Annotated in this window: 17 protein-coding genes and 3 tRNA genes; 4 read left to right on the top strand and 16 right to left on the bottom strand. The window is 59.2% G+C overall.

The genetic code is table 11. From position 1 onward, the window contains the following. Positions 1–105 precede the first annotated feature (105 nt). From EDF82_RS16955 to EDF82_RS16945, 3 genes are all read left to right on the top strand, one after another. A tRNA-Met gene (locus EDF82_RS16955) sits at positions 106–182 on the top strand. A gap of 51 nt (positions 183–233) precedes the next feature. Then, positions 234–310: transfer RNA gene (locus EDF82_RS16950), tRNA-Met, on the top strand. A gap of 46 nt (positions 311–356) precedes the next feature. Further along, a tRNA-Met gene (locus EDF82_RS16945) sits at positions 357–433 on the top strand. A 136-nt stretch (positions 434–569) separates the two neighbouring features. Here the strand turns inward: EDF82_RS16945 and cobS are convergent. From cobS to amiC, 6 genes are all read right to left on the bottom strand, one after another. After that, entirely contained in the window at positions 570–1313 is a 744-nt protein-coding gene (gene cobS / locus EDF82_RS16940) for an adenosylcobinamide-GDP ribazoletransferase (RefSeq protein ID WP_123756685.1), read from the bottom strand. After that, a complete protein-coding gene (cobU, locus tag EDF82_RS16935) occupies positions 1310–1855 on the bottom strand; it encodes a bifunctional adenosylcobinamide kinase/adenosylcobinamide-phosphate guanylyltransferase (protein WP_123756684.1) in 546 nt (181 codons plus the stop codon). The genes cobS and cobU overlap by 4 nt, the downstream gene beginning before the upstream one ends. Beyond that, positions 1849–3372: a cobyric acid synthase gene (locus EDF82_RS16930; protein WP_123756683.1), complete on the bottom strand. Its 1524-nt coding sequence runs from the start codon at positions 3370–3372 to the stop codon at positions 1849–1851. The genes cobU and EDF82_RS16930 overlap by 7 nt, the downstream gene beginning before the upstream one ends. Positions 3373–3436: 64 nt before the next feature. Further along, positions 3437–4396, bottom strand: coding sequence for an adenosylcobinamide-phosphate synthase CbiB (gene cbiB, locus EDF82_RS16925; protein ID WP_123756682.1), 960 nt, complete (start codon positions 4394–4396; stop codon positions 3437–3439). A gap of 166 nt (positions 4397–4562) precedes the next feature. Beyond that, on the bottom strand, positions 4563–5639 hold the full coding sequence (cobD, locus tag EDF82_RS16920; protein ID WP_123756681.1) for a threonine-phosphate decarboxylase CobD: 1077 nt from the start codon (positions 5637–5639) through the stop codon (positions 4563–4565). 18 nt (positions 5640–5657) lie between these two features. Then, on the bottom strand, positions 5658–6911 hold the full coding sequence (gene amiC / locus EDF82_RS16915; protein WP_123756680.1) for an N-acetylmuramoyl-L-alanine amidase AmiC: 1254 nt from the start codon (positions 6909–6911) through the stop codon (positions 5658–5660). A 226-nt stretch (positions 6912–7137) separates the two neighbouring features. On the opposite strand from amiC, the gene argA reads away from it, so the two are divergent. Then, the gene (gene argA, locus EDF82_RS16910) at positions 7138–8469 is read left to right on the top strand and encodes an amino-acid N-acetyltransferase (protein WP_123756679.1); all 1332 of its coding nucleotides are present in this window, start codon (positions 7138–7140) and stop codon (positions 8467–8469) included. Positions 8470–8544: 75 nt separating this feature from the next. On the opposite strand, the gene recD is transcribed toward argA, so the two are convergent. The 10 genes from recD to lgt form a co-directional block, all read right to left on the bottom strand. After that, positions 8545–10383 (bottom strand): exodeoxyribonuclease V subunit alpha, encoded by a 1839-nt coding sequence (gene recD, locus EDF82_RS16905; RefSeq protein WP_123756678.1) that lies wholly within the window; start codon positions 10381–10383, stop codon positions 8545–8547. After that, on the bottom strand, positions 10380–13925 hold the full coding sequence (gene recB, locus EDF82_RS16900) for an exodeoxyribonuclease V subunit beta (protein ID WP_123756677.1): 3546 nt from the start codon (positions 13923–13925) through the stop codon (positions 10380–10382). The genes recD and recB overlap by 4 nt, the downstream gene beginning before the upstream one ends. Next, on the bottom strand, positions 13922–16807 hold the full coding sequence (ptrA, locus tag EDF82_RS16895; protein ID WP_123756676.1) for a pitrilysin: 2886 nt from the start codon (positions 16805–16807) through the stop codon (positions 13922–13924). Before ptrA ends, recB begins: the two co-directional genes overlap by 4 nt. 121 nt (positions 16808–16928) lie before the next feature. Then, complete coding sequence (gene recC / locus EDF82_RS16890) at positions 16929–20300, bottom strand: exodeoxyribonuclease V subunit gamma (protein WP_123756675.1); 3372 nt, start codon at positions 20298–20300, stop codon at positions 16929–16931. Between the two features lie 12 nt (positions 20301–20312). Further along, on the bottom strand, positions 20313–20636 hold the full coding sequence (locus tag EDF82_RS16885) for a prepilin-type N-terminal cleavage/methylation domain-containing protein (protein ID WP_123756674.1): 324 nt from the start codon (positions 20634–20636) through the stop codon (positions 20313–20315). After that, on the bottom strand, positions 20621–21028 hold the full coding sequence (locus EDF82_RS16880; protein WP_123756673.1) for a DUF2509 family protein: 408 nt from the start codon (positions 21026–21028) through the stop codon (positions 20621–20623). Before EDF82_RS16880 ends, EDF82_RS16885 begins: the two co-directional genes overlap by 16 nt. After that, on the bottom strand, positions 21025–21588 hold the full coding sequence (locus EDF82_RS16875; protein ID WP_123756672.1) for a prepilin peptidase-dependent protein: 564 nt from the start codon (positions 21586–21588) through the stop codon (positions 21025–21027). The genes EDF82_RS16880 and EDF82_RS16875 overlap by 4 nt, the downstream gene beginning before the upstream one ends. Next, positions 21579–22073, bottom strand: a complete 495-nt coding sequence (locus tag EDF82_RS16870; RefSeq protein ID WP_227540137.1) for a prepilin peptidase-dependent protein — start codon at positions 22071–22073, stop codon at positions 21579–21581. The genes EDF82_RS16875 and EDF82_RS16870 overlap by 10 nt, the downstream gene beginning before the upstream one ends. A gap of 159 nt (positions 22074–22232) precedes the next feature. Further along, a complete protein-coding gene (gene thyA / locus EDF82_RS16865) occupies positions 22233–23027 on the bottom strand; it encodes a thymidylate synthase (RefSeq protein WP_123756670.1) in 795 nt (264 codons plus the stop codon). 6 nt (positions 23028–23033) lie between these two features. Further along, positions 23034–23909: a prolipoprotein diacylglyceryl transferase gene (gene lgt / locus EDF82_RS16860; protein ID WP_123756669.1), complete on the bottom strand. Its 876-nt coding sequence runs from the start codon at positions 23907–23909 to the stop codon at positions 23034–23036. Positions 23910–24128 lie beyond the last annotated feature (219 nt).

Raw genomic sequence — 24128 nt, 5'->3', positions numbered from 1 at the left:
ACCAGCGAAAAGCGCTCTTTTATACATCAGTTATTACAAAATTGCTGTTTTAGATGAAAAAGGGTTGCATCAGAACGTTAGCGGAGTATAGTGCGCATCCACGGACGCGGGGTGGAGCAGCCTGGTAGCTCGTCGGGCTCATAACCCGAAGGTCGTCGGTTCAAATCCGGCCCCCGCAACCAATTAAAATCAGATAAGCAGTAAGCTTTACTCGATGGAAGAGTAAAGACGGACGCGGGGTGGAGCAGCCTGGTAGCTCGTCGGGCTCATAACCCGAAGGTCGTCGGTTCAAATCCGGCCCCCGCAACCAATTTAAAATCTGATAAGCAATTTACTCGATGAAGAGTAAAGACGGACGCGGGGTGGAGCAGCCTGGTAGCTCGTCGGGCTCATAACCCGAAGGTCGTCGGTTCAAATCCGGCCCCCGCAACCAACACAATGAACACCCTGACGGGTGTTTTTTTGTTTCTGCGCCCCGCTCCCCTCACCGCCATCCAATAGCTCTGATGCCAGATACGCCATCGCCACCTCATGCGGAGCGACCATGGCGCTCGGTTACTCGTCCTGACTCACAGCAGCGCCAGCAGGAAAATCAGCTCACCCAGTTCTATCGCGGCTCCCAACGTGTCGCCGGTTTGCCCGCCCAGGGTCCGTTTCAATAATTGCCCAATGGCAAAAATCGCCACCATGGTGATCCCCAACGCCATGACGCCCTGCATGCCGGGCAGCAATATGGCCGCGAGAATGGCGGTCACGCCCAGCGTTACGCAGGTTTGTTTCCCGCTCACTTTGCCGATAAACACATTGCCCAGCCCCTCTTCACGGGCATAGCGATGGCGATACATCAGCAGCACGGCGACACCGCGCCCGGCCGCACAGGCAGCCGCCAGCGCAGCCAGAACCGGTGCCCCGCGCAGCGCCAGTTCGCTAATCACCAGCACTTTTGCCAGCAGGACAAAAATCAGCGCCAGGCCGCCGTGGGTTCCCAGCCGGCTGTCACGCATGATCTCCAGCATCCGTTCCCGGCCACGGGCGGAAAACACCCCGTCGCAGGTGTCGGCCAGGCCATCGAGATGAAAACCACCGGTCAGCAACGCCAGCGCCAGCACACAGAACAGCGCCGCCAGCGGCACGCCGCACCACGACGCCACAGCCAGAAACACCAGCCCGCTCAGCCCGCCCAGCAACACTCCGACCAGCGGGAAGGTCACAATCCCGCGCACGTAGTGATCGATCTCAAGCCCCTGTGACCAGCGGCCCGGCACCGGTAAACGGCTGATAAAAGAGAGCGTTGCCCAGAATAATTTAATCATTTAATTTTGACTCCAATACCTGATACTACCCACCAGACTTCATCCGCTGCGGACGCCAGACGCTGGTTGACCCGCCCGGCAATATCGCGGAAATGCCGCGCAAGACGATTTTCCGGGACAATCCCCATCCCCACCTCATTGGTGACCAGCACCACCGTCGCCGGACAGCGCTGGCAGGCGGCGATCAGCGTGTGGATTTCGTCGTCTATCATCCGCTCCATCGCCGCAAAATCCCAGTCATCCGGGGAACTCTCGCCGCCCTGAGCAAACAGCAGGTTAGTCACCATGGTGGTGATGCACTCCAGCAACACCGCTTCCTGCGGGTCGTTGTGCGGCGTAATCAGTTCATCGAGATGCTGCCAGCGCTCGGCGGTCCGCCAGTGCGCCGGTCGGCTATCGCGGTGATGCTGGATCCGCTCGGCCATTTCGTCATCAACAATCTGCGACGTCGCGAGGTACAAGACCTGCGGCGAATCGGCAATCAGCGCTTCGGCGTGGCGGCTCTTGCCGCTACGGGCGCCGCCGGTAACCAGAATCAGCATGATGGCTCCTGATGCTGCTGCATAATATGATAAATTTTTTCGATATCAATATGCTGGCGCATGGCGGCAGCCAGCACATCAAACTGCTGTGATTTGTATTGCGCGTAATGGACCGACAGATCCAGCGCATCCAGCCCTTTACGCCTACGCAGGCCGTTGACCAGCGCGCGGGTGAAATCATCGCTGTCGAACAGCCCGTGCAGATAGGTGCCCCATACCAGGCCGTCGGCGGTCATTGCCCCGTCCGCGACGCGCTGGACGTTTTTCTCCAGCGCCAGCACCGGCTGGCTGTCCCCGAGGAGTACCGTCTCCCCCATGTGGATTTCATAGCCGCGCACGCGCAGGCCGCCAACCCCAGCCAGCCAGCCCGGTAGCGCGGACGACATCGTCGCCTCAACCTGGGTGGTAGTTTTATGCTGGGCAAACCGGGTCACGGTGTTAAGCAGACCCAGCCCGGGTAAGGTCTCCAGACCGGACTCGACGCCATCAACGATCGTCTCGCCCAGCATCTGATATCCCCCGCAGATCCCCAGAACAGGGATCTCCTGCTGATGCGCCTGCAGCACCGCCTGCTCCATCCCGCTTTCGCGCAGCCACAGCAGATCGCCCAGCGTATTTTTGCTGCCGGGCAGGATCACCAGATCGCAGCCCGCCAGATCCTGCGGATAACGGACGTAACGGACGCGGACATCCGGCTGCGCCGCCAGCGCGTTGAAATCGGTGAAGTTCGAGGTATGGGGTAGCTGAATGACCGCGATGTCTATCTCGCGCTGCGCGGTGCTCAGGTATTTGCCTTTCTGCAACGCGACGCTGTCTTCATCCTCCAGGTCGACCTCCAGCCACGGCAGTACGCCCAGCACGGGAACGCCGGTTAATGCTTCGATCTGTTCGATCCCGGAGTAGAGCAGCGCGATATCGCCGCGGAATTTATTGATGATCACCCCTTTGACCCTGGCGCGCTCATGCTCCTGCAGCAGGGCCAGAGTGCCGTAGATGGCGGCAAACACCCCGCCGCGATCGATATCGGCAACGAGGATCACCGGGCACTGGGCCAGCTCCGCCATGCCCATGTTGACGATATCGCGGTCGCGCAGGTTGATCTCCGCCGGGCTGCCGGCCCCTTCCAGAACCATGACATCGTACTCCTGCGCCAGGCTGCGATAGACCTCAAGGATCTGCTCGCGCAGGCGCGGTTTGTACTCGTGGTAGCTCACCGCGTCCATGTTGGTGGCCACTTTCCCCATCAGCACCACCTGGGCTTTGAGATCGCTGGTCGGTTTCAGCAATACCGGGTTCATGCGCACGTCCGGCGCAATTCCGGCCGCTTCGGCCTGGAAAATCTGCGCCCGGCCCATCTCTTTACCGTCGGCGGTGATGCCGGAGTTCAGGGCCATATTCTGCGATTTAAACGGCGCCGTGCGCAGGCCATCCTGATAAAAAATTCGACATAATCCGGCCACCAGCACGCTTTTGCCGACATCGGACGCCGTCCCCTGCAACATAATTGCCTGCTTCATAAGGCTTCCTCGCTCGCGGTTTCTCGCATGTCATTGCAATCCATTTTGTTTTCTCTGCCAGCGCTCAGGCCGCACCAGCCCACAGATAGCGCAGCACCATAAACAGTACCAGGGCTAAGGTCGAGGCGACCCACATCAGGCGAATGGTCCGGGGAATATCATCGACCGCAATATCGCGCACGGCGTCGCCAATCCACGGTTTTTCCACCCGCTCGCCAAAATAGTCATTCGGGCCGCCGAGGCGAATACCTAACGCCCCCGCCACGCTGGCTTCTGACCACGCGCAATTGGGGCTGCTGTGGCAATAGCGATCGCGCCAGCCGATCCGCAGGGCACGCGCGCCATCGTTGCGGCATAAGAACGCCGCGAAGCCGATCAGCAGCCAGCTCAGGCGGGCGGGAATATAATTCGCAACGTCGTCGAGGCGGGCGCTGACCATGCCAATGGCGCGATATTTTTGATGCTTATACCCCACCATCGAGTCGAGGGTGTTTACCGCTTTGTAGGCCATCGCCAGCGGTACGCCGCCCAGCAATAAGAAGAACAGCGGCGCAATAATGCCGTCGACGGTGTTCTCGGCCACCGTTTCCACCACCGCACGGTTAATCTGTTCAGGCTTCAGTTGAGAGGTATCGCGCCCGACGATCCAGGAGAGCTTTTCGCGGCTTTGCGCCAGGTCGCCAGCCCGCAGCGGACGTTCGACCTCCCGGGCAGAGTCCGCGAGGCAACGACCGGCCAGCAGCGTAAAGATCAGCCACACTTCAATGCCCCAGCCCAGCCAGGGATGAATATGCCGGGCGATATTCAGCACCGCCCAACTCAGCCCCCACGTCATACCGACGACGGTCAGCCACAGCACGGCACCGCCGATGCGCAGCGCGCGGTCGCTGCGACAATACCGACGTACGAGAGATTGAATAAAGGTAATGAGATTGCCCATCCAGCGCACCGGATGCGGCCACCGCGGGGGATCGCCGATCAAAACATCGAGAACCCAGGCGACACACCAGGCCAGCAGCGTCATGGCTTACGCCTCGCGGCCACCGGCCGGTGGATGAAAATGTATGGATGGAGTGTTACCGCCATACCCTGTTCCTGTTCAGAGTGGTCGCTGCGGGGAAGTGTTACCCCCTTCCCTGGCACCTGTTGGTGATAGTCAGCCCCGATGATAGAGGCATCAGGGGGCGCTATTATGCCATGATAGTGCGGAGCGCCGTAAGCAGGCGCTGATTCTCTTCCAGGCTGCGAATCGCCACACGATAATACCCCTCACCCAGGCCCGAATAGTTCGCGCAGCTGCGGATCAAAATATGCTGCTGCAACAACGCCTGTTGCAGGTCGAGCCCCTCGCGATTGCAGCGCAAAAACAGATAGTTGGCCCGCCCCGGATAGACGGTCAGACCATCAAGCTGGTTCAACGCCTCGTAAAAGCGTGCCCCCTCCTGCGCCAGCCATTGCCAGGTCGCCTGTTGATAAACGCGATCCTTGAGGACTACCTCGCCGGCCAGCGCGGCAAAGGCATTGATCGACCATGGCATCTGCTTCTCGCGCAGCCGGGCCACGGCTTGTTCATCGCTGTTCACCAGATAGCCCAGACGCAGGCCGGGAATGGCGTAAAACTTGGTGAGCGACCGCAGCACCCAGATATGCGGGTTATGCTGCAGGAAAGGGATAAACCCCGGTTGGTCGGGGATAAAATCAAGAAACGCTTCGTCCAGAATCAGCGCAATACCGGCGGCCTGGCAGCGGGCGGCAATCGCCTCCAGCAACGGGCGCTCCGGCAGCAGGCCGGTGGGATTATTGGGGGTACAGAGAAACAGACAGTCCAGATCCGGCGTCAGCACGTCAAGAATGGCCTCGGTCAGCTGCCAGCCATCTTCTTCGCGCAGCGCATAGCTCCGGGGAACGCAATCAATCGCCTGCAGCGCGCGGCGATACTCCGCAAAACCCGGCGTTACCACCATCGCCGAACGCGGTTTCAGGCCGTTGACCAGCGTAAAAATGGATTCGGTTTCGCCATTGCCCGCGAGGATCCACGCGGCGGGGATCTGGTGATGTTCGGCCAGCGCACGATGCAGCTGCTGATAATCAAGGTCGGGGTAATGCTGGGCGCAGGCGAGGTTATCAATCAGCACGCGCCTGAGGCTTTCCGGCATGCCGGCCGGGTTAATATTAGCGCTAAAATCCAGCAGCTGTTCCGCGGTGATGCCCAGCAGCGCTGCGGCTTCCCGGGTATTACCGCCATGCGCGCTCTTCAGTAGCGCCATTTCCTGCTCCCGTATTGATTAACCGCGTCTTGCCAGCGTTGCGCCATCGGCAAAGTAGGCTTTGATCCCGGCAAGGATGGACTCGGCCACCTGCTGCTGGAAGGTGGCGGTTTTCAGCTTACGCTCTTCTTCAACGTTACTGATAAACGCCGTTTCCACGAGGATCGACGGAATATCCGGCGCTTTCAGCACCGCAAAGCCCGCCTGCTCGACCTGGTTTTTATGCAGGCTATTCACCTTACCCATTTTTTGCAGCACCGCTTTCCCGAATTTCAGGCTATCGGCGATGGTCAGCGACTGCACCATATCGAACATCGTATGGTCGACGTAGCGATCGCCGCTCTTACTGACGCCCCCCACGAGGTCAGAGGCGTTCTGGGTTTGCGCAAGATACTTCGCGGCGGTACTGGTTGCCCCTTTGGTCGACAGGGCAAAGACCGAAGAACCCCGCGGCTGCCGGCTGGTAAAGGCATCGGCGTGAATGGAGACGAACAGATCGGCACGCTGTTTTTGCGCCTTGGCAACGCGCACCTTTAACGGAATGAAGACATCTTCATTGCGGGTCATGTAAGCCCGCATATTGCCCTCTTTTTCGATTAACGCCCGTAGCCGGCGGGCAATCTGCAGCACCACGTCTTTCTCGCGGGTATGGTATTTGCCTACCGCACCGGAATCTTCGCCGCCGTGGCCTGGATCGAGCATGATCACAATCGGCCGATCGCGCCCGGCTTTCCCCGGCTTCGGGCCGCTCTCCGCAGGCGGCACCTGCCGTTCGAGGTCGCCTTTGTTGTAATCTTCCAGCAGGGCCAGCAGAGGATCCTGCACATCGGTGGCATTGGAGGGATAGAGATCCATCACCAGACGTTCTTTAAAGCCGGCCACCGGCGCCAGGGCAAACAGCTGCGGTTTGACGTTTTGCTTCAGTTCAAACACCATCCGCACGGTCTGGGGATCAAATTGCCCGACGCGCGCGGATTTAATGTAGGGATCGTCATCACGGATGCTCCCCCCCATGCCTTTGAGCACGGAGTTCAGGTTCACCCCTTCCAGATCCACCACCAGCCGTTCCGGATTGCTCAAAGCAAACTGCCGGTATTTCAGCACATGATTAGATTCTACCGTCACGCGGGTATAGGTTGACGACGGCCAGACGCGGACGGCGACGACCTGCGCCGCCGCAGCGAAACCTATCGGGCTGACGCTCATTAACCACATCGCACCCGCCCCTTTTAACAGGCGACGGCGGCTTAATCCTGACTTGTATCCCGGCATGCCACTCCCAAGCAATAAAACGTACTGGTATTCAAAACAAACAGATTGACCAGAAACTTTAACCAAAGCGGCATAACCTGTCATCAATAAAAGGGTAAACAAACTTAGAGAACGCGGATTTGGCCACAGATTTTTATCAATTTAGCCATAAATTTAGGCTTGCGTTTAACGGCAAAACAGAATAAAAATACACTTATTACGAATAATCATGCATTGAGGGTTTGTCATGGTGAAGGAACGTCGCACCGAACTGGTAGAAGGATTCCGCCATTCAGTCCCCTATATTAACGCCCATCGGGGAAAAACGTTTGTCATCATGCTTGGCGGTGAAGCGATTGAGCATGAAAATTTCTCCAGCATAGTCAATGACATCGGTCTGTTACACAGCCTGGGCATCCGCCTGGTGGTGGTCTATGGCGCCCGTCCGCAGATTGATGCCAATCTGTCGGAGCACCGTCACGAGCCGGTCTACCATAAACAGACCCGCGTAACCGACGCCAAAACCCTCGAACTGGTGAAGCAGGCTGCCGGTATGCTGCAGCTGGAAATTACCGCGCGCCTGTCGATGAGCCTGAACAATACCCCGCTGCAGGGCGCCCATATTAACGTGGTGAGCGGCAACTTTATTATCGCCCAGCCGCTGGGCGTCGATGACGGCGTTGATTATTGCCATAGCGGACGCATCCGCCGCATCGATGAAGAAGCTATCCATCGCCAGCTGGATAACGGCGCCATCGTCCTGATGGGACCGGTTGCCGTTTCGGTGACTGGCGAAAGCTTCAATCTGACCTCGGAAGAGATCGCGACTCAGCTGGCGATTAAGCTGAAGGCCGAGAAAATGATCGGCTTCTGCTCCTCGCAAGGCGTTTACAACCAGGATGGCGAGATAGTTCCGGAGCTGTTCCCGAACGAAGCCCAGGTACGGGTGGAAGAGCTGGAAGCGGAAGAAGATTACAACTCCGGCACGGTGCGTTTTCTGCGTGGTGCGGTGAAAGCCTGTCGTAGCGGCGTCCGTCGCTGCCACCTGATCAGCTATCAGGAAGATGGCGCCTTGCTGCAGGAGTTGTTCTCACGCGACGGCATCGGGACCCAGATCGTGATGGAGAGTGCGGAGCAGATTCGCCGCGCCACCATTAACGATATCGGCGGGATCCTCGAACTGATTAGCCCGCTGGAGCAACAGGGGATTCTGGTGCGCCGCTCCCGTGAGCAGCTGGAAATGGAGATCGATAAGTTCACCATTATTCAGCGCGATAACACCACCATTGCCTGCGCCGCGCTTTATCCGTTCCCGGAAGAGAAAATCGGTGAAATGGCCTGCGTGGCGGTGCATCCGGATTACCGCAGTTCATCCCGCGGCGAAGTGCTGCTGAACCGGATTGCCACCCAGGCGAAGCAGATGGGGCTGAGCAAACTGTTTGTTCTCACCACCCGTAGCATTCACTGGTTCCAGGAGCGCGGCTTCACGCCAGTGGATATCGACCTGCTGCCGGAAAGTAAGAAAGAGATGTACAACTATCAGCGCCGCTCAAAAGTGATGATGGCCGACCTCGGCTAAAGCGACCCTCCCGGATAGTGGCGTAAATACCTTATCCGGGCGACTCTCGTCCGTCGCCCGCCGGGGTTCCTGCGTCTATTGATGACGGGCGAAAATATCCGCCAGTCCGCTGCGCCGCTCGGTGCGGGCAACGATGGCCTGGAGCAGCACCTGCTCGTCGGCATACATCGATAAACGCTGTTTTGCGCGGGTGATCGCGGTGTAGACCAGCTCGCGGGTCACCAGCGGAACGCTCTTCGCTGGCAGAATCAAGGCCGCATGATCAAACTCCGACCCCTGTGATTTATGCACCGTCATCGCCCACGCGGTATCATGCTCTGGCAAACGGCTCGGCTGTACCGACTTAATACTGCCATCCGGCATCGGGAACCAGACCCGCAGCCCTTCTCCTCGTTCCAGCGCAATCCCGATATCGCCATTAAACAGCCCTAACGCACTATCGTTGCGCGAAATCATCACCGGACGCCCTTCATACCAGCGCGAGTGGCGCGGCAGCGAAATCGCCCGGTTGCAGTTTAGCCGTTGTTCCAGCTGTTCATTTACGCCGCTGACGCCATATGGGCCATCACGCAGGGCGCACAGCAGCTGGAATTCCGCGAAAGCGGCGAGCAGCACTTCAGGCTCAGCCCGTTCACGCAGCAGCTGTAGATAGCGGCCATAGCCATCCTGCGACTGGGCGAGCATCGCGGCGTATTCCTCGGTGGTGCTCAGCGGATGCAACACGATATCGTCAAACGGCTGGCGTAACGTCGCCCTGACGCCCTGGCGATCGCCGTTATTCACCGCCCGTGCCAGGTGGCCGATCCCGGAATGGCTGCCAAAACGGTAGCTTTTTTGCAGCAGGCACAGGCTGTCGCGCAGCGCACCGGCAATTTCACCTTCGCCGGCCGGCAGCGCATAGCCGGTCAGTTTCGTCAGTTGCGCCGCACGCCCGGCGGTATAGCCGGCATTCACCCAGGCACAGATATCCCCGAGCACCGCCCCGGCCTCCACCGACGCCAGCTGATCGCGGTCGCCGAGGAAAATAACCCGCCCGTGTTCCGGCAGCGCGTCAATCAGCCGCGCCATCATCGGCAGGTCAATCATCGAGGCCTCATCCACGACCAGCACGTCCAGATGTAACGGGTTACCGGCGTGATAGCGCAGACGTTGGCTGCCAGGCTGGGCGCCCAGCAGACGGTGCAGCGTGCTGGCCTCGCTGGGCAGCAGCGCTTTTTGCTCATCGCTCAGCGGGAGGCGACGCAGCGCTTCCCCCAGCGACTCGGTCAATCTGGCGGCGGCTTTCCCGGTCGGGGCCGCCAGACGGATACGACAGTGCGGCTGGTGAGTGGTCTGAATCAACGCCGCCAGCAGCCTGGCGACGGTGGTAGTTTTCCCGGTGCCGGGGCCGCCGGAGATCACCGAAATACGACGGGTCAGGGCAACCGCGGCGGCGACTTTTTGCCAGTCGGTTTCATCGCTTGCCGGGAACAAGGCATCCAGCGTGGCGGCCAGCCGGGCATCGTCCACCTCGAGAACCTGGTTCGCCTCGTTAAAGAAATGGGCCACGGTTAGCTCATTTCGCCACATGCGGTTGAGATAGAGCCGTTCGCCGCAGAGGATCATCGGCGTCGGACGATCGCCCACGCTAACCGCAGATGACGCCAGCAGCAGCGCCGGCCAGTCATCCGGCGATCCCGCCAGTGCCAGCAGTTGCTCACGCATCTCGCTGGCTTTGCCACTCAGAAACTCCGCGGAGCGCAGGCGCGACACCGGCAGACAAACGTGGCCTTCCCCGGCATCGCGGCTCAGCACCGCGGCCGCCAGTTTCACCGCCGGATGCGCATCGTGCGCCACCATCAGCGCAAACTGTACGTCTAGCGGGCGTAACACCCGCTGATTTGCTGCTTCCAGCAACAGTTCATCCATTGTCATGGCATGCTCTCCTGAACGTCTCCGGCAAACAGCGCATCCAGGCCATCAATCAGCGGCTGAACGGGACGGGTGGTAAAAATCCCCTGCTCGCCGCCCTCGCCATCCATGCCGCGCAAAAAGAGATAAATCACGCCGCCGAAATGGTGTTCATATTGGTAGTCAGCGATGCGGTGGCGCAAATAGCGGTGCAGCGCCAGGCTATAGAGCTGGTACTGCAAATCGTAGCGATGCCCGCGCATGGCCTGTTCCATCGCCTGTCGGGTGTAGGCCTCGCGGTCTGGTCCCAGCCAGTTCGATTTGTAATCCAGCAGGTAGTAGCGGCCGTTATGGCGGAACACGAGGTCAATAAAGCCTTTTAACATGCCGCGAACCTGGCGGAAATCCAGCGGCGGGCAATCGACTGAGAGAGGATCGTAGCGGCGAATCAGAGCATCCAGCCGCTGCGGATCCAGCGGCTGTTCAATGGGTAAATAGAAGGCCATCTCCACCTGTTTATCGCCCGCGCTAAGCTGATTTAGCGCGATCCCGGCGCCCGGCAACGGCGTACGCAGTACGTCATCCAGCCACTGGGTCAGGACCGGCGTCCACTGCTCGCCGAAGCCGCCGGACTGCAGCTGTGTCGCCATCCACTCGGCAGGCACCGGTTGGGTGAAATCGAGATCTTCAAACAGGCTGTGCAGGAAGGTCCCCGGCGATGCGCCGCGCGGGAACTGATGCGGAGTGAGCTGTGGATCGTCGGCCACCTCGCCGACGCCAGCGGCATCAACGTCAAGGCGGGGCAGCAGATCCTGAGCCTGGCTATGACCATGCTGCTGTAGCCCGGAATAGCTGGTGACGCGCCAGTCGTCCGTCACGTGGCGCGTCAGGAACCGTGCTGACAGCGGCGGCAACGACTCCTGAGGCGCCTGCCAGGGCGTCGGGTCTAGCGCCGCTGGGGTTTGCAGCGCAATATCATCGCTGCATAAGGCCTGCAGACGCGCCGTCAGCCCGGCGGCATCCATCGCTTCGCCGCCCTGCAGCAGGCGCCCCAGGGCGCTTTGATGAAAATCACTGGCCCCGGGTTTGTCACTGCGGCGGGTACTGAGCGGCGCGACGCCGAGACTGCAGTGCCAGACCGCACGAGTCAGTGCGACGTACAGCAGACGTAAGTCTTCCGCCAGGCGCTCCGCTTCCGCCAGCTCCAGGCTGCCCTCGTTTTCGTCGAGATCAAGTACCGCAGCGAAGGAGTCACGGTCGTGATAAAACGCCTGATCCTGCTTACGGAAACGCGCGATAAACGGCAGCCAGACCAGCGGGTATTCCAGACCTTTCGATTTATGCACGGTGACGATTTGCACCAGGTGCTTGTCGCTCTCCAGGCGCATCTGCTGGCTTGAGGCATTGCTGTCCGGCTCGGCGATATGCTGCGTCAACCAACGGACCAGCGCATGTTCGCTCTCCAGCTGGTTGGCCGCCTCCTGGAGCAGTTCGCTGATGTGCAGAATATCCGTTAACCGGCGCTCGCCGCCGACCGTCACCAGCAGGTTTTCCGCAATTTTCCGCGCGCTCATCAGCGCCCGCAGCATCGGCATCACGCCACGCTGGCGCCAGATTTGCCGATAGTCGCTGAACTCCTCAACCAGCGCATCCCACGCACGTTCGTCCTGATTAAGGCTGTCGATATCCAGCGCGTTCAGGCCAAAGACCGAGGTCGCCAGCGCGCTGCGCAGCGTATTTTCGCGCTCCGGGGACAGCACCGCCTGCAGGATCCACAATATCTCCTGCGCTTCCGGGGTTTCAAATACGCTGTCGCGGTTTGAAAGGTATACCGACGGAATCGCCAGCGCCCGCAAGGCGTCCCGGATCAACGAGGCTTCCTGGCGGTTACGCACCAGTACCGTCATATCCGAGGCCTGCACCGGCCGGGCAGCTTCGTCGCGCCAGAGCAGCGCGCTGCCCTGCTGACCGGCGCTTAACCAGTCGCGAATTTGCGCCGCGCACAGCTGCGCCATATACGCCTGATACTCGCCCGCCCCGACGGCCTCACCCGGCATCAGCCAGATGTTCATCGCCGGCACCGCGGCGTTATCTACGGTAAACCGCAGCCCGTGGTTCTTCCCGGCCGCTTTGACCGGCAAAAAGGGGATTTCCCGGAACATAAAGGGGTTATCGCTGAGGCCAAACAGGCGGTTAACGCTTTCTACCATCCCGGGGGCAGAGCGCCAGTTGGTGTCCAGCGTATAGTGAGCCGCAACGTCGCCACGGGCTTTCATATAGGTGAAAATATCCGCGCCGCGGAAGGCATAGATGGCCTGTTTGGGATCGCCGATCAGCAGCAGCGCCGTCTCCGGCTGGTGCCGCCAGATACGGCGGAAAATACGATACTGCTGCGGATCGGTATCCTGGAATTCATCGATCATCGCCACCGGGAAACGCTGGCGGATAGCGCTGGCCAGCGCGTCTGCGCTTTCGCCATGCAGCGCATCATCCAGCCGACTGAGCATGTCGTCAAAACCCAGCTCGCCGCGGCGACGTTTCTCCCGTGCCACCGCGTCGCGGATCTCCACCATCGCCCTGGCCATCACCAGATCCGTCAGCGTCAGCGAAGAGGCCAGCAGCTGTTCCACCGCGCTGAACAGCGGATGCACCGGCGGCTCGCCGCCGGCCTTGGTGCGTTCATACAGGAAGGGCTGAGAGAATTTCTCCAGCGCGTCGGGCAGCAGGTAGCTTAGCGTCTCTTCCTGAGCCCAGGCGTTGATCTTGTCGATCCACTTACCCTGATTGCCACGATTGAACTTGCGCCGGTCAATGCCGGAGCTCTCCAGCACGCCGTCAATCTCACCAACCTGCTCGCGCCACTGCGCTTTCAGCGCATTGATACGGGTAATGATTTGCTGATGACGTTCAGCCAGCGTCTCTTCCGGCGCGGGCGGGGATTTGAGCTGCGGGGCTTCGCCCTGTAACCAACGGTCGAGAGATTTCAACAGATCGCGCGGGCCTTTCCATGCCTCGTGGATCACCGCGGCAATGTCGCGCGGCAGCGGGTAACAGTGGCGGCGCCAGAAGTCGGCGCAGGCCTGGTAGCGCAGCCGGGACTCATCTTCGATCAGCTGCTGTTCAAACAGCATGCCTGACTCAAAGGCGTTCAGGCTCAGCATCCGTTGGCAGAAGCCGTGAATGGTGAACACCGCCGCTTCGTCCATCTGCCGTTCTGCCAGCAGCAGCGTGTTCGCCGCCTGAGTTTTATCCGGGATTTCGGCCAGCAGTGCGGCATAGAGGGGATCGGTCGTGCTTTCACGCAGGCAGGCAATGCGCAGGTCATGAATATTGCTGCGGATACGGCCACGCAGTTCTTCGGTGGCAGCCTCGGTGAAGGTCACCACCAGCAGTTCTTCCACGCTGACCGCCCGGGGAAAGGCGGATTCACCGCCGAGTCCCAGCAACAGCCGCAGGTAGAGTGCGGCGATGGTAAAGGTTTTTCCGGTGCCCGCAGAGGCTTCTATCAGGCGCTCGCCCGTTAAGGGCAAGCGCAGAGGATTCAGAGGCTCGGCGGTTTCGGTCATTCGTTCTCTCGCATCAGGGGTAAGGATTTCTGCAATGCGCTGACGTTTTCCCAGACTTTGCCCCCCTCAGGGTGGACGTAATCGGTCTTGCCATTCTGGCTGCCGGAGACCTGGGACAATATCGCCATGCCTTGCGGATCCACCACCGTCTGATGGAAGAAGTCGGCAAGTTTTTGCGGCGTCAGCAGTTTTATCTGAGCCACTACTTTATCACGTGAATCGAAACGCATATTACCGCGATCGAAATCTTTGCTCAGCTGCGAGGCTTCCCCGCCGAGGGTTTGCGGCGCCTGAGTCATCTGGCCAATCACCGCCTGCTGGATTTGCGCAAACTCTGCCGGGTTCATGGCCCGCAGTTTAGCTTCAGCCGTGGGGAAAAAGGCCTTAAAGCGCTGCCAGAGGAACGCCGGCTGTTTATCGCTGCTTTGCAGCAGGAAGCCCATCCCCCACTGGCGGCCGATGTTCATCGGGAAGGCAAAGACCGCGTAGCCAAGCTGCTCTTCGGTACGCAGTTGGGTATAGAACCACGGCTGGATAATCTGCCCGAGCAGGGAGCTGGCGGCAGAACTGCTGTACTCATCGGCGTCAGGCGGCGCAAAGACCGCGGCCAGCGCCGAGTCGGTGCTGTTACCGGCTTTTTCAAAAATCGCCAGCTGCTGGCTGTTAATCAGCACATCTTTGTTCCGGCACCACTCGTTGCCATCGGCCCCCAGCTGTTGCTGGATCTGTCGCGCCATCGCGGTGGACTGCTCGGCGCTGAGATTACCGATGACCATCAGCTCCGGTCGCCCTTTGGCTTTCAGGTTGTCCCGGTAGGCCAGGACCTCTTTCAGGGTGATCGACGGCAGCAGCCCACGGCGTTCTTCCCGCTGGAAATAAGGCACCTGAGACAGCATCTGCACCGGCATAATCGCCAGGTCGTACGCTTTCCCTTTCTCTGCCGAGTCCATCATCTGTGCGTACCAGGACTTCGCCTGCGCCAGCTGTTCTTCGGTCGGCGTGTAGCTGAAATAGCCATCCAGCAGCGCGGTAAACAGCTGCGGCAGGCGCTGGGTGTAGCCATTGGCATTGACCATTAACCCGTTATTGGCGCCGGTAGAGAAGCTGATTCCCCCGACCGCCGCCTGATTACTGAGCTGGTCGAGTGCGATACCCGCCAGATAATCATTCAGGGCAAACATCACCTGGCTGCGGGCGCTATCCATGGCCTGCGGGTTGCGCAGCACCAACGAGACATCGGCCTTCGGCTCACTGGCGAAGTACTGGCTCGGCGCGTAGACCACGCGCAGCGTCGGCTCATCGACGATCAGCTGCGGATGCGGGTAGGCTTTGTCGCTTTTAATCAGCGTAAAATCATCAGGAATATAGGGGTTCAGGACCGGCAGCTTGAGGTCGATAGCGCTCGCCTTCTGCTGCCAGTCGCTAAAGGTCTGGGGGCTAATCTTGTCGACCTGATAGGGCGCATTCACAAAGTAGGCGGTTTTGTTATGCGGTTCCTGCGGGCTGATATACCAGACGCGGGCGTTTTGCGGCGTCATCATCGCCAGCCGGTCTTTAATCGCCTGCGGGTCGTACCGGTCGGCAATATTCACCACGTCCAGCGTATGCTCTACCGGCACGCGGATCATGGTATCCGCCAGCCATTCAACGTAGTCCATATCGCGGTTGATCGAGGGATAGCGGAAATCGAGCGCCAGAACGTGAGACAGCTCATCGAAATAGCGTTTATCGATGCCCTGACTACGCAGCAGGTTAAGGTAGCTGAAGATCGCCGCGGCGACTTCATCGCGGTTCGCCAGGCCTTTATCCGTCAGGGTCGCGGAAATCGCCAGCACGCCGCTGTTGCCATTCACCGCCGGATCGGAGTCCGCGCGAATGCCTTCTACCAGGCCTTGCTGCTGCAGCCAGTCGGATAAGGTCCCCGGGCTACGGTTCCCTATCATATAGGTCACCAGCTCGTCGGTTTTACTGCGGAACTGGTCGCTATTGTTATCAATGCGGAATTCAATGCGCAGCACTTTACGCGGCATCGCCGGAACGTAGTGGATGATGATGCCCTTTTGCGCATCGGTCACTACCGGAACGGTGATCTCCGGTTTACTGATATTGTGGTTGGGTACCCGGCCATAGGTCGCGGCCGCGATACTTGCCAGCTCCGGCAGCGGTTTATTGCTGTAAATCACCGCTTTCATCAGGTTCGCGGAGTACCAGTTATCACGGAAAGCATGCAGGGCGTCGAGCACCGGTTTACCGGGCTTGTCGCTGAGCGTTTCGAGGTTACCACCGGAAAAATGTGATGCCGGGTGAGCCGGGTTAATGGTTTCGGCACTGACCTGCGCCATACGCATCCCGTCCCGGGTCCGCGCCATGGTCAGCTCGGCATTGACGGCGTTGCGCTCGCGGTCGGCATATTTTTTATCGAGCAACGGGGCCGCGATGGCATCCGCCAGGCGATCGACCGCACCGTCCAGCGCATCGTTCTCGACTTCAAGATAGAACGCCGTGCGATAAGGCGCGGTACTGGCGTTATGACTGCCGCCGTGCATTTTGAGGAATTCGGCGAGGCTGTCGGGCTGCTGGTATTTTTGCGAGCCCATCAGCGTCATGTGCTCGAGGAAATGCGCCAGCCCCTGGTGTTCGACGGGATCCTGCAACGATCCCACGGGCACCACCAGCGCAGACAGCGATTTCACCGCCTGCGGATCGGAAACCAGCAGAACCACCATGCCATTATCCAGACGAATTGCCTGATATTGCCGGGGATCTTTTTCACTTTTGCGGATAGTGTCCTGAATCGGTTGCCATCCGGTATCTGCCTGACTTAACGGCGCCCAAAGGGCCGCCAGCACTAAAATAACCTTGAACCATACACTGCGGGGCATTCACGAACCTCATCATTAACAAATTTGCGCCGGTTGCATCGGCGCGGTGCACATCAGTCCGTGATTGGTTGCGCATGATAATTGAACACCCTAATCTGCGCAATTTTTATACTATTACAATTTATTCGGACTGATGGAAACGAAATATCGGCAACAGGTAACGCTGTGTTTGGATAATAATCTCGTCATAGTATTCCGGTTCAAGAGTGCGCCACAGGCGTTGATACCAGACATCGGTACCTTCACCGCTGACCACCATATTGCCTTCATAGGCCTGAAGAAATTTACTCCGCGCTTTTTGTTGTGTCTCTTCGTCCGTTAACATGACATCCTTTTCAGCGTCATAACAGACTTTTAGCCATGCGCCGCCGCTTTCAGGCAGCAGCAGTAGCGGTCTGGACATGCCTTGCAGGTAACCCGCTACCAGTTCATCAAGATATGCCTTTGCCTGTTCTTGCGCCAGCGGTGGGAAACGCCACTCGCCTTCTTTTCGCACCAGCAGCCGACTTTCGCCGGTTCCGCCACCAGCACAGTAGACAAGGTGTTCCAGCCAAAGTTGCATCCCCTGCGCCACGCTCAGCAGCGAAGGCCGCCAGCGTAACAGGCCGTCCGATTGTACCTGCTGCAGCCAGCCCGTAATGTTAACGCCGTGACATTGCAGATCGATTTCCACGCTCTGCCCTGGCTGGCGGCTGGCAATAACCCGCTCCGCAAGGTTCTGCATCTCCTGACGTTGCGTCTCCCAGGCCAGCTCGCCAAAAGCACCGAAAGGTAGCTCGCCCGCAGCCCGGAAACGACGATACATCGCTGCGGCATCCTGTTGCTCAATCAAGGTATTCAGCAGCTGTTGATTCAGCTGATAACGGCTAAGCCCTTCCAGGGTAAAGGGTTCGTCATCGGGAATATCGCTCTCTTCAGAGCGGAAGTTAACCCGCAGGCGCTGCTGGAAAAAGGCCCGGACCGGGTGCTGCCAGAAGCGCAACAGCTGTTCAAACGGCAGAGTGTCAATGGGCGGCACCGGCAGCGGCTGGATAAAGTCACTGTGCGCCTCCCCTTGCTGGCTGGCGGCCGCCAGCCATTCCCGGGCGTAGCTTCGATGTTCATCGTTGAGGAAATTGGCCGCATCGAAGGGCATCCGGGTATGCAGATGGGTGATGTGCGCTTTGACCCGCCGCTCGCTGGCGTCGCAATCCAGCTCTTCATCACCTTCCAGACAGTGGCTCTGGCCAATATAGTCCGCCAGCTCTTGTACCAGTACCGACGGGTAACGTTCGCTATTGTCCTGAATCGAGCGGCCGATATAGCTGATATATAAGGTCTGTTCGGTAGACATCAGCGCCTCGAGGAACAGATAGCGGTCGTCATCGCGGCGGCTGCGATCGCCCCGCTGCGGCCTCTGGCTCATTAAATCGAAGCCCAGCGGTGCCAGCGTACGCGGGTAAATGCCGTCGTTCATCCCCAGCAGGCACACCACTTTGAACGGGATCGAACGCATCGGCATCAGGGTACAGATGTTGACCGGCCCGGCGAGGAAACGCTGGCTGATACGCTGCTGATCCAGGCGCTGGGCCAGCTCATCACGAAGTAGCGACAGGGGAACGCTCTGCGCATATTGCGCCTGAGCGCCTTCGCCAATGACCGCCTGCCACTGCTGCTCGATCAACGCCAGAGCGGCTTCCGTGTCGCCATCAGGCAGGAAAAAGTCGTCCAGCAGTTCGCGACACAGCGGTAACCATTCCGCCAGCGGGCGCTCCTGCGCCAGCGTGTGACGCCACTGGTTGAGCTTCATCAGCAGTGACGCCAGGTTGCCCACCAGCTCGGCGATCAGCCCGCTGGACTCGTCGTACGGCAATACCGATTGCCACTCGCCCTGGCTGCTGTCCATCGCATAGCCCAGCAGCATACGCGTCAAACCAAAACGCCAGGTGTGCTGCCCGGTGGCGGGTAGATCCAGCTCACGTACGTTATCGTCGTCCATCCCCCAGCGCACGCCGGACTCGTTAACCCACTGACGCAGGTAGCGCAGCCCCGCTTCATCAATGCTAAAGCGGGCAGCCAGAACCGGCACATCCAGCAGAGCCAGAACATCTTCACTGGCAAAGCGGCTGTCGGGCAGCGACAGCAGCGTAATAAACGCCTGTAGCGCCGGGTGCGATTCACGGGCGCGTCGGTCGGAAATAGCCCACGGCAGCCAGCGTTCGCCGCTGGCGCTGCCGAATACAGCCTGAATGTAGGGGCTGTAGCTGTCGATATCCGCCACCATCACGATAATATCGCGCGGCGTCAGGGTCGGGTCCTCTTCGAGCATCGCCAGCAGCCGGTCGTGCAGGACTTCTACTTCGCGCTGCGGGCTATGGCACACCTGAATAGTCAAACTACGGTCGTCCAGAGCCAGCCTGCGCTTGCTGTCACTGCGGGCAAACTCTTCGGCGTTACGCCCGGCCACCGCCGCATTGCGCAGATCGAGAATATCGGCCTGTACATTGTGCAGCAGATTATCAGGCGTGATATCGACGAAGGCATCCAGCTCTTCATAGCGTTCCAGCCCGGCCAACAGATAGATATAGTCCCGGCCCAGCTTGCCCCAGGAGGCCAACAGCGGGTTGCCAACATCCTGTTCCCCGGCGTCGTTAAACAACCCCGGCGCCTGTTCGGCATCGCGGAACAGCGGCAGCTCCCGTGATTCGCGGTGATGACGGCGCTGGCGCGACATCAGTTTCGCCAGAAAAGCCGGGTCTTTAATATCGCCCCAGTAGTAGCGGCAAGGGTTGGTGAACAGCACGTAGACATCCACGTGCTTGCCCAGCGCCTGTAGCGCCTGCAGATAGACCGGCGGCAGCGCCGAAATACCACAGATAAACACCCGTGAAGGCAGCCCGGCCGGCGGTTCATCTGCCGCTTCCAGGGCGCTGATAAAACGCTGGTACAAATTCGCTCGGTGCCAGGACTCTTGTCCCAGTTCGGCGGTGTGTTCGACCAGCGCTTTCCACAGCGGCGCCTGCCACTGCTGCGCGTCGCCAAGGCCATCAACCCGTTCGTCAGCCTCCCAGCGCATCAGCCATTCCGGGCGATAGACCAGATACTGGTCATAGAGGTCTGCCACCCTGGAGGCAAGCTGGAACAGCTTGCGCTTATCGCTGTCGTCGCTCAGATAGTGGCGCAGCAACGTAAAGGCGTCATCGTCGAGGCGCTGCGGCAGCAAGGTCATGAGTTTCCAGCTCATGCTCTGTTTATTAAAGGCGCTTTCACCGGGGATATCCGCCAGTACGCGAACAAACATGTCCCAGATAAAGCTGGCTGGCAGTGGAAATTCGATATTGGCCGCAATGCCAAATCGCTTTGCCAGGGTCATCTGGAGCCACTGCGCCATACCGGTACTTTGCACCAGTACCATCTCCGGTTTGAAAGGGTCGTCCAGCCGCTGGCGCTCGACGATAAACTCCATCAACGCTTCAAGAACATCCAGACGGTTTGAGTGGTACACCCTTAACATATTCGCTCCTGACTACTGATTTACCGGGCAATGCAGCCGGGTCATCTGCACCCGTTTTTCAACGGGCATGGTGATCGTTACCGTGATGCTGACACATCTTGCCGCCGATGTCTGCAAACGGCTGACCGCCCTGCCGCCCGAGATGACGGGAGGGTTCAGTTGACCGTAGCGCCACGCATCACGCCATAGCTGGCGATACTGATTTAATTGAATAAATCCGCTGGCTAACCCCCGCTGATAGCCGCCAAGTGCGGTCACTACCATCATCAGCAGCACCATCGCCAGCAGCGTTTCCGGCAGGCTAAAACCGTGCTCCCGGCTCAGGGCATTTGGCATAAGCCCTCCCCCGTCAGCGGGCAGAAGTCGCTCCAGCCGTGGGGTGAAAACTGGACCACGCCCTTTTCAACCCGCCCGGATTGCCATAATAAGATGCTGCCGCCGCTGGCTATCAGCAGCACCGAGGCATCGTTAAAAATACGCAGACAAGCTCGCCAGTTATCGCTACCTGTGTGCCGACAGGCTGCGGGGTCATCTATCGACCACGGCTGCTCTTTTCCCCACTGCAGGGCGGAGTGCGCCCCGGCGGTTTCCTGGATGGCCCGGGTTTCTCCGGCGGTTTGCGCCAACAACGCGCGCTGGCGCTGATTCAGCCCTTGTAGCAGGGTACTACCGAGCACCAGTAGCAACAGCACCATCAACAATGACGAGAACCCCTGCTGGCGGCTCATAGGTTATATCCCGTCACGCGGTATTCCGCATGGGCGGTCATTCGTGGATCCGCGGTCGAGTGTGCGGCCAGGGTCACGATAAGCTCTGGCGCAAAGCCGGTAGTCGTCTGGCGGGTCACCTCAAAATGGGTCACGTTGATCGCCGCGGGATTGGTCATTTTCTCCCATCCGCCGCCATAACAGCTGGTCACCCCGCGCCGGGTTTCTAACGCGCCGTTGCTCAGGCGAAAGCCCGTGGCATCGGAGGTTGCCTCCGGCGAGATATCCCATACGCCGTTGCTGTTACTGTCCCAGCGGACGATGATGCAGTGGCCGCTGCTGGCGATCAGCAGCGGCTCCCCCACGCACTTCCCACGGCAATACCCTGCCCGTTGCAGATGTTTGGCTACCGTATAAAGGCGCTGCCACAGTTCGTCATCCAGCGACTGCTGCTGCGTCTGGCGCAGTACCTGCCGTTGCAGCGCAGGTAAGAAACGCGAGGCGCCGGTCAGCAAAATGGCGCTGATAGCCATCGCGATAAGCGTCTCAGCCAGAGAAAACCCACGGGAGATCACAGGCATGATGCGCTCTCCTCATTGCGGCACAGACGAATGCGCCCCCAGTTAGAGACAATTATGTTCCAGCTGTCACCCGCGCTGTGCAGCCGGATATGTCCGGCCCAGGCGCTATTGCGCAGCCCGTAAAAGCCCAGGCCCGGCGTGATATGGCTGAGCGATACCTCAGGCCAGCGCGGCAGGAATGTAAACGGCGTTGCGGGCGCACAATTCACGGGCGCCTCCAGGGCGCTCAGGCACCAGCCATCGGCGTGCTGGCCCACGCTCAGCAGGCGGGTGCGGTTATGCCAGTTGGCATCATCGCGCAGCAGCACGAGGTATTCGCGCACCTGGCTGGCGGTTTGCCATAATCGCTGTTGCTGCTGCCAGCGCTGCCAGCCGTACAGCGCCCCGGCGCTGAGGATTAGCATCAGAGCCAGCGTTATCAGCGTTTCAATGAGGGTATAGCCGCGTTGTCTGTTCATGGCGCAAGTATGGGGAAGTTGCAGCATCGGAACGACAGGAAAAAGAGCGATTCGCGTGGCGCGCCGAAGCAAGAATCAACATTTGCAGCGCGTTGCGGGAAATCTGGAAGGGTTATTCATGGCACAAAAAAAACCGGCGCCACTGGCACCGGTTGTTGTTTTCTGTCACGTCCTGATCTGGTTAAATTAAATCGCCACCGGCGCTTTAATTCCCGGATGCGGGTCGTAGCCTTCGATCTCAAAGTCTTCAAAGCGGTAGTCGAAAATCGACGCCGGTTTGCGCTTGATAACCAGCTTCGGCAGTGAACGAGGCTCGCGGCTCAGCTGCAGATCCGTCTGCTCAAGGTGGTTGCTGTACAGGTGGGTATCCCCGCCGGTCCAGACAAAATCACCCACTTCCAGATCGCACTGCTGGGCCACCATATGAACCAGCAACGCATAGCTGGCGATGTTAAACGGCAGGCCGAGGAACACGTCGCAGGAGCGCTGATAGAGCTGACAGGAGAGTTTTCCGTCCGCAACATAGAACTGGAAGAACGCATGGCACGGCGCCAGCGCCATCTTGTCCAGTTCGCCAACGTTCCAGGCGGAAACGATGATACGACGCGAATCCGGGTCGTTTTTCAGCTGCTCCATTACGGTGCTGATCTGGTCAATATGGCGGCCGTCTGGCGCCGGCCAGGAGCGCCACTGTTTGCCGTAAACCGGCCCCAGATCGCCATTTTCATCTGCCCATTCGTCCCAGATGCTGACGTTGTTCTCATGCAGATACGCGACGTTGGTGTCACCCTGGAGGAACCACAGCAGTTCATGGATGATGGAGCGTAAATGACAGCGTTTGGTCGTCACCAGCGGGAAACCTTCCTGCAGGTTAAAACGCATCTGATGGCCGAAAATAGAGATCGTGCCGGTACCGGTGCGGTCATTTTTTGGCGTGCCTTCTGTAAGCACTTTCTGCATCAAATCAAGATACTGTTTCATGGTTCCTCAAGAAGTTTGTTGCTGCGGACGGCGGCGGTAAGCCCAGACCATCATAATGATGCCCGCAAGCACCATTGGAATGGAAAGAATCTGGCCCATGCTGATGTACTGCACCCACTCACCGGTGAACTGCTGATCCGGCTGACGGAAGAATTCCACGATAATGCGGAACAGGCCGTAGCCAATCAGGAACAGACCCGAGACCGAGCCGATTGGGCGCGGTTTGCGGATAAACAGGTTCAGGATCAGGAACAGCACAATCCCTTCCAGCGCCAGTTCGTACAGCTGTGAAGCGTGACGCGGCAGTGCGCCATAGGTATCAAACAGCGATTGCCATTCCGGATGTGACGGCAGCAGCGCCAGATCTTCCGCCCGTGAGCCGGGGAAAATCATCGTGTAGTGGAAGCTCGGGTCAACGCGGCCCCACAGTTCACCGTTGATAAAGTTGCCCAGTCGTCCAGCACCGAGGCCAAACGGGATCAGCGGCGCGATAAAATCGGATACCTGGAAGAAGGTGCGTTTGGTGCGTTTGGCAAAGATAATCATCACCAGGATAACGCCAATCAGGCCACCGTGGAACGACATCCCGCCGTCCCAGACGCGGAACAGATACAGCGGATCCTGCAGGAAGACCGGCAGGTTATAGAACAGAACGTAACCAATACGACCACCGAGGAAGACGCCAAGGAAGCCGGCATACAGCAGGTTTTCGACTTCGTTTTTGGTCCAGCCGCTGCCCGGACGATTGGCCCGACGGGTGGCCAGCCACATCGCAAAAACAAACCCGACCAGATACATCATGCCGTACCAATGGAGGGCAACCGGCCCAACGGAAAATATTACCGGATCAAACTCCGGAAAATGCAGGTAGCCACTATTCATCTGTCACCATAAAGACTTGTTATTCCGCCGAAAGTGGACAGCGGTCATCATACACGCCCGAGCTATGCGGGTGCTCCAAGGGGGCGAATAATAACATAAGGTTAATTCACTGGCCGTGCCGTTGTTGTAAAAGATATGTATACGGATGCTAACGGCCATCGTGCTGCCGGTGATCCACTCGGTGAAGTTCTCCCGGGCTGCGGCATCAATGCCTTACCC

The sequence above is a fragment of the Klebsiella sp. BIGb0399 genome (genome assembly GCF_003752615.1).
Taxonomy (GTDB): Bacteria; Pseudomonadota; Gammaproteobacteria; order Enterobacterales; family Enterobacteriaceae; genus Klebsiella; species Klebsiella lignicola.
Note: the sequence above shows the minus strand (reverse complement) of the source record. Positions and strands in the feature narration are given on the sequence as shown.

What these genes read in the sequence shown, in the direction of transcription:
- EDF82_RS16930 (WP_123756683.1), bottom strand. Translation starts at nt 3,372, where the DNA reads ATGAAGCAGGCAATTATGTTGCAGGGGACGGCGTCCGATGTCGGCAAA.
- argA (WP_123756679.1), top strand. Translation starts at nt 7,138, where the DNA reads ATGGTGAAGGAACGTCGCACCGAACTGGTAGAAGGATTCCGCCATTCA.
- EDF82_RS16870 (WP_227540137.1), bottom strand. Translation starts at nt 22,073, where the DNA reads ATGCTGCAACTTCCCCATACTTGCGCCATGAACAGACAACGCGGCTAT.
- ptrA (WP_123756676.1), bottom strand. Translation starts at nt 16,807, where the DNA reads ATGCCCCGCAGTGTATGGTTCAAGGTTATTTTAGTGCTGGCGGCCCTT.
- recD (WP_123756678.1), bottom strand. Translation starts at nt 10,383, where the DNA reads ATGACAATGGATGAACTGTTGCTGGAAGCAGCAAATCAGCGGGTGTTA.
- lgt (WP_123756669.1), bottom strand. Translation starts at nt 23,909, where the DNA reads ATGAATAGTGGCTACCTGCATTTTCCGGAGTTTGATCCGGTAATATTT.
- thyA (WP_123756670.1), bottom strand. Translation starts at nt 23,027, where the DNA reads ATGAAACAGTATCTTGATTTGATGCAGAAAGTGCTTACAGAAGGCACG.
- cobS (WP_123756685.1), bottom strand. Translation starts at nt 1,313, where the DNA reads ATGATTAAATTATTCTGGGCAACGCTCTCTTTTATCAGCCGTTTACCG.
- amiC (WP_123756680.1), bottom strand. Translation starts at nt 6,911, where the DNA reads ATGCCGGGATACAAGTCAGGATTAAGCCGCCGTCGCCTGTTAAAAGGG.
- EDF82_RS16875 (WP_123756672.1), bottom strand. Translation starts at nt 21,588, where the DNA reads ATGCCTGTGATCTCCCGTGGGTTTTCTCTGGCTGAGACGCTTATCGCG.
- EDF82_RS16880 (WP_123756673.1), bottom strand. Translation starts at nt 21,028, where the DNA reads ATGAGCCGCCAGCAGGGGTTCTCGTCATTGTTGATGGTGCTGTTGCTA.
- cobD (WP_123756681.1), bottom strand. Translation starts at nt 5,639, where the DNA reads ATGGCGCTACTGAAGAGCGCGCATGGCGGTAATACCCGGGAAGCCGCA.
- EDF82_RS16885 (WP_123756674.1), bottom strand. Translation starts at nt 20,636, where the DNA reads ATGCCAAATGCCCTGAGCCGGGAGCACGGTTTTAGCCTGCCGGAAACG.
- recB (WP_123756677.1), bottom strand. Translation starts at nt 13,925, where the DNA reads ATGACCGAAACCGCCGAGCCTCTGAATCCTCTGCGCTTGCCCTTAACG.
- cbiB (WP_123756682.1), bottom strand. Translation starts at nt 4,396, where the DNA reads ATGACGCTGCTGGCCTGGTGTGTCGCCTGGGTTCTCGATGTTTTGATC.
- cobU (WP_123756684.1), bottom strand. Translation starts at nt 1,855, where the DNA reads ATGCTGATTCTGGTTACCGGCGGCGCCCGTAGCGGCAAGAGCCGCCAC.
- recC (WP_123756675.1), bottom strand. Translation starts at nt 20,300, where the DNA reads ATGTTAAGGGTGTACCACTCAAACCGTCTGGATGTTCTTGAAGCGTTG.